The organism is Caballeronia sp., from assembly GCF_049581465.1.
Taxonomy (GTDB): domain Bacteria; phylum Pseudomonadota; class Gammaproteobacteria; order Burkholderiales; family Burkholderiaceae; genus Caballeronia.
Genome location: NZ_JBAUSA010000717.1, coordinates 1 through 4,960 on the forward strand (window position 1 = coordinate 1; position 4,960 = coordinate 4,960).

A 4,960-nucleotide genomic window follows, 5' to 3' on the forward strand; every position below is an offset into this window, starting at 1 on the left:
GCCGGCGACAGGGACAACAGGCTTGCGACCCGGGCGGAGAGATCCGCCGCGGCGGCGTCGCGCGGAAGATGGTCGAGTCAGACATCGAGGCCGCCGCGCGCGACGAGGGTCGCCCGCGATAGATCGCTCATTGCCAGGACATGGGTATGGCCGAGCGCGGGATCGACCGCGATACGACGCAGCATGGCGAAGCGTTCGGGATCGTCGTCGACGAGTTCGATCACGAAAAGCGCGGGTAATCGGGTACCCATGGCGAGCAGCGCGGCGTAGGGATCGTCAAAGGTATCGACCACGCATTCCGGCACGTCCGCCAATGCCCGCCTGTAAATTGGCAGCCGTATGGGCGCCGCCAGCACGACGACGATTGCGGAGTGCGCCGCAGTCGATGGTCCTACTTTTTCCAACAGCGCGAGGACCGCGCTGCGCCTGACCCGGCGGTGACCCCCTGGCGTCTTCCATGAATCGAGCGCGCCGTTTTCGACCCATCCCTGTGCGGTGCGGATCGACACGCCGAGTAGCGCGGCCGCTTCGCGAGTCGTAATCACTGGATCGTCCATTGAACTGCCTCTCAAGCAGCAAATGGCGTACGAGCGCACTGTCGCCGAAAATTTCAACAACAGACGGCATCACGCGACAGGGGTAGTCATCTAGATGTTAGGCAAAAAATTTGGCAAAAATGGAAATTATGGGGATAATCGAGCCGCGCTGGATTTGGGCATTTGCCCGCCACGCGCACCTTCTCTCAGGTTCTAGTTTATTCCCCGGAATGCTAGAACTTTTTGCCGGCCTCGTGCCGGCATTTTTTTGGCCGGAACAAATGCAAAGCAGGGTGAAGGGACTTACTCGGCATCGGTTGGGCCATAGCGTCGGCCGGGTATGTGAGCACGTAAGACATCGGCTATATCCGATGTTGTGCAATCCGCCGGAACGACACTCAGTTGCTTGCAGGGATCGCTTTTGAGCGCCCATTCGACCATTCGATACGACCGTCCCCAAGGCCGCTCGACGGGATCGGATAACCTGCACTCCTGAAGCGGCAACGCGTGCTCGGTTTTCATCGCCGACTTGATATTTTGAAACGATGCGCTGGCGGCCATGGCGTGTCCTCGCTGTGAGACCTCAATAAAATACCGTGCCTGACGGAAGAAGCTGCGGGCTTAATGTGCCCGCCGACAATTAAGCGCAACTTAAAGCGCGCCCGGAAAGTAGCGTTGTGCGAGTCGGCCGACGCCCCGACGGCTTGCATCGCTACTTCTCGGCGTGCTCACAATACTGTATATTTATACAGGTCGATGGTCATGTCATTCGCATTTGAAAATGAATATTCGTCACTCTCCTGAAGCCACTGAAGCCGCTGCACTCGCTCGCTACGTGTACGCCACGCGCGCGGTGTCGGCTGCTTTCGACGCAACACGCGGCGAGCCCGAACTGGGCGTGCAAGGCGGTGCGGTCGCGCTGGCCATGCAACGGCTGGATGCCGCGCTGCTTGAACTCGACACATCCCGGCGGTCGCTCGACGCTATTCTTTCGCGCGCTGGCGGACACTGAAAACTGGAGCGATTGCCTTGAGATCCCTTTCATCCAAATTTTCTTCGAACGTCGCGCTTGCGTTGTTAGCTGGGTCAATGTGGCTGGCGCCGGTCGTCGCCTACGCGGCCGGACGGTACGTAGAAGTGTGGAACCCGCCGGAATCGCAGACGTTCAAGGCGAAGGGCAAGACCCATGGCATGGTGCCGGTGCAATCGAAGAAGAAGCGCAAGAACGTGGTGGTGAAGCGGGTCGCGGACAAGACGAACGTCGCGCCGCCAGGCTCGTCGGCTCAAATGTCGGCTGGAGCTACTGGCGCCGGACGCACGAAGCTCGCGCCGAAACCGGTTGATCCCACGCCGCACCTGCCGCCGCTCATTGGGCCCGATGGACGGGTGTTGCGCGTTTGATCGCGAGCCCGTCAAGCGTGCAGGGCAACTCCCCGGAAACGTCGACTCGCTTTGCAAGCAACGCTTTTTCGCGCATGGGCAGACGAACGCAGCAGTCTCGATAACGGGCTCCAACCAGGCTCCAAACTGAAGCCGCCCGCTAGCAAAAATATCTTTTCGATAGCGGACGGCCAGCGCTACAACCGGTTCGGCCCAGCACCCTTAGCGAACGTCTAGAGTTGACCCATCAACAGTAAGACAATCACCACGACGAGCACCACGCCCAAAATCCCGCTTGGGCCGTAACCCCAGCTGCGGCTATGCGGCCACGAAGGGAACACGCCTAGCAGCAACAAGATCAGCACGATCAGCAATATTGTTCCGATAGTCATCCGACTTCTCCCTATTTATTGGATTGATTGAAGAGTGAATGGCGATGCCGCGCGCCCTCGCAATTACGATGTCTCTTCAGCAAGCCGTGTGCCAAGGAAGAAATAAGACTGACGATTACTAGAGCGGGGGAGCGTGGAGTCCTCCTGCTAGCTGCAAGCAGGACCGCCGACTCCTTTCCTCTCGCCCCACACTCACTGCAAGCAGAGCCCGCTGACCGGCGTCAGAACACGTACTGGAAGGCCCAGAACAAGCCCCCCGCCAGCGCGATCGAAACTGGCAATGTCAGGACCCAGGCGATCGCGAGACTCCTGACCGTGCTCCATTGCAACCCGGAACCGTTTGCAGCCATTGTCCCGGCCACGCCCGACGACAAAATGTGCGTCGTGCTGACGGGCAGGCCGTAGAGGTCGGCGGCCCCGATGGTGAGCATCGCGACGACTTCCGCCGATGCCCCTTGCCCATACGTCAAGTGCGTCTTGCCGATGCGCTCGCCAACAGTCACCACAATGCGTTTCCAGCCGACCATCGTGCCGAGGCCGAGCGCTACGGCGACCGCGACCTTTACCCAGGTTGGGATGAACTTCGTCGAGTGATCGAGCTGGCCTTTGTAGTTGTCGAGGACGGCGGCATCGTCTGCGGCGAACGCGGGCGCTTTCTGCTTTTCCATCAGGCGCATCGCCTCGGAGGCCACATACATGTTGTTGCGCACGTTACTGACAATGCTTTGCGGCACGGTTGCCATCGACGTCGACGGCCCGATCTGGTTGTCGATGATGCCGGTGAGCTGCTGTAACGCCACGACCGTATCCGGCGCAAGCGTCTTGGTCTGGACATAGTGCTGCACCGTTGCGCGGGGATCCGCGACCGGGGCCACGCCGTTGGTGTACTTGCCAAGCACTTCCGACGCGTGATGCCCGACCGACACGAAAGTCTGCGTCTCGGAAGGTGTGACGGCGCGGTTCAGCGCGTAGGCCGTGGGCACCGTGCCGATCAGGATCAGCATGATGAGGCCCATGCCCTTTTGCCCGTCGTTCGACCCGTGCGCGAAGGAAACGCCCGTGCATGTCAGGATCAGCAAGCAGCGGATCCAGAACGGCGGCGGCGTGTTCTTCTTCGGTTCCTGATAAAGCGCGGGAACCCGCACGACCAGCTTCATCACGTAGAGCAGCAAGCCGGCCAGGAGAAACCCGACCACCGGCGAGAACAGCAACGACTTGCCCACCGACACTGCCTGGGCCCAGTCAACGCCCGACGTTCCCGACGTGCCGTGCAATATCTGGTTCATCAGTCCAACGCCGATGACCGAGCCGATCAGCGTGTGGGAACTCGACGAAGGGATGCCGAGCATCCACGTGCCAAGGTTCCAGATGATCGCGGCGATCAGCAGCGCGAACACCATCGCGAAGCCTTGCGAGCTGCCCACGCCGAGGATCAGTTCCACCGGCAGCAGTTGTAGTACGCCAAACGCGACCGCGCCGGACGACACCAGCACGCCGATGAAATTCCACGCGCCCGACCACACGACCGCCAGGTTCGGCGTGAGCGAGTTCGTGTAGATGACCGTGGCAACGGCGTTCGCCGTATCGTGGAAGCCGTTCACGAACTCGAAGCCGAGTGCGATTAGCAACGCAAACCCGAGAAGGACGTAGGGCAATATTGACGACTGCTGCACGGACTCGAGATCGCTAAAGAGATGCGTCACGCAATAAACAATTCCGATCGCGATTACGACGAGAAACAGCGGCATGCTGAGCCGGCGTCCGAGAGAGCGGGGCCCGTTGTCGTTGCGTTCGGGGAAGGCAATATCGGGCATGAGAAGTCCTTTGAACGTGAGGCGGCTAAGGATGGAGAGTCGGGCTTCAGGCGACGAAACTTCTGAGACGCAACTTTTGGCGTTTTTACATTTGGCAGTGCGGACCCTTATATTTGCATGCGCTTTATTTCGATTTGATGACGCTCGGCCGCCGACCATTTCATCTGGCAATACGTGAAATACGTGAGGTCGAAGACGAGAGGCAATGTGACGTGACATGACGCGCCGCAGCGGGCGCTAGCGGGCCTTTCTCAGAAGAAGGGCACCGGAGGGGCGTTATTGGAAAATCATGGACGGGCCTGATGCCGCCACGCGTGCTGCGCGAACCGCATCGCGCGAGATAGCAACCCTGCGAATCAGGGCTTCGTTATCAATGCCGTTGGTAGCGGTTCGTTGAACGCCTCTAGACGCACGTCGGTGAGTTCGGCCGAAGCGGAGACGTGCTTGTCGTAGTGACCGGCTTTCCAGCGGGCGCGAATGAACGGCAGTTCGTGGCCCGACAGATGCAGCGCGATGTCCGTGACCCAACGCTGTGTCGGCACGGGAATGCCGTGTAACGAGATGGCTACGAACGCGAGGCTTAACGCGACGGGCGCGGCTGAGAGCTTGCCCGGTTCGGCGCGCCACGCAAATGCCACGAACAGCACAGCCGCGAATGCGCCGAGCGCACACCCTGCGATGACTTCCGAGACCGAATGAGCGTTGAGCAAGATGCGCGATACGCCGACTGCAACGCCCGCGAGCACGCCCGCCGCCGCCCCCAGCGCGCGCAACCAGCCCCGTCCTGGCAGGCATGCGACAAACAGCGCAACGGGCAGGACCGCCGACGCCACCATGG

General features: G+C 60.6%; 7 protein-coding genes. 2 read left to right on the plus strand and 5 right to left on the minus strand.

Features of this window, described 5'->3' with window-relative positions; genetic code table 11:
* Nucleotides 1-77: 77 nt before the first annotated feature.
* Nucleotides 78-557 (minus strand): MerR family transcriptional regulator, encoded by a 480-nt coding sequence (locus WCA53_RS17630; RefSeq protein WP_423913217.1) that lies wholly within the window; start codon nt 555-557, stop codon nt 78-80.
* 282 nt (nt 558-839) lie between these two features.
* Nucleotides 840-1,097, minus strand: a complete 258-nt coding sequence (locus WCA53_RS17635; protein ID WP_423913222.1) for a DUF2866 domain-containing protein — start codon at nt 1,095-1,097, stop codon at nt 840-842.
* Nucleotides 1,098-1,317: 220 nt separating this feature from the next.
* Between WCA53_RS17635 and WCA53_RS17640 the strand changes: the two genes are divergently transcribed.
* Nucleotides 1,318-1,548: a hypothetical protein gene (locus WCA53_RS17640; protein ID WP_423913226.1), complete on the plus strand. Its 231-nt coding sequence runs from the start codon at nt 1,318-1,320 to the stop codon at nt 1,546-1,548.
* 17 nt (nt 1,549-1,565) lie between these two features.
* Nucleotides 1,566-1,937: a hypothetical protein gene (locus WCA53_RS17645; protein ID WP_423913229.1), complete on the plus strand. Its 372-nt coding sequence runs from the start codon at nt 1,566-1,568 to the stop codon at nt 1,935-1,937.
* A gap of 212 nt (nt 1,938-2,149) precedes the next feature.
* Here WCA53_RS17645 and WCA53_RS17650 read toward each other — a convergent pair whose 3' ends face one another.
* From WCA53_RS17650 to WCA53_RS17660, 3 genes are all read right to left on the minus strand, one after another.
* Nucleotides 2,150-2,308: a DUF3309 family protein gene (locus WCA53_RS17650; protein ID WP_423913232.1), complete on the minus strand. Its 159-nt coding sequence runs from the start codon at nt 2,306-2,308 to the stop codon at nt 2,150-2,152.
* Between the two features lie 221 nt (nt 2,309-2,529).
* On the minus strand, nt 2,530-4,056 hold the full coding sequence (locus tag WCA53_RS17655) for an inorganic phosphate transporter (RefSeq protein WP_423913237.1): 1,527 nt from the start codon (nt 4,054-4,056) through the stop codon (nt 2,530-2,532).
* 422 nt (nt 4,057-4,478) lie between these two features.
* Nucleotides 4,479-4,960: phosphatase PAP2 family protein (locus tag WCA53_RS17660; RefSeq protein WP_423913234.1), on the minus strand; the 482-nt coding region annotated here is incomplete at its 5' end.

Excerpts from the sequence above, each read along its gene's own strand:
- WCA53_RS17650 (WP_423913232.1), bottom strand. The coding sequence starts at position 2,308 with ATGACTATCGGAACAATATTGCTGATCGTGCTGATCTTGTTGCTGCTA.
- WCA53_RS17640 (WP_423913226.1), top strand. The coding sequence starts at position 1,318 with ATGAATATTCGTCACTCTCCTGAAGCCACTGAAGCCGCTGCACTCGCT.
- WCA53_RS17630 (WP_423913217.1), bottom strand. The coding sequence starts at position 557 with ATGGACGATCCAGTGATTACGACTCGCGAAGCGGCCGCGCTACTCGGC.
- WCA53_RS17655 (WP_423913237.1), bottom strand. The coding sequence starts at position 4,056 with ATGCCGCTGTTTCTCGTCGTAATCGCGATCGGAATTGTTTATTGCGTG.
- WCA53_RS17635 (WP_423913222.1), bottom strand. The coding sequence starts at position 1,097 with ATGGCCGCCAGCGCATCGTTTCAAAATATCAAGTCGGCGATGAAAACC.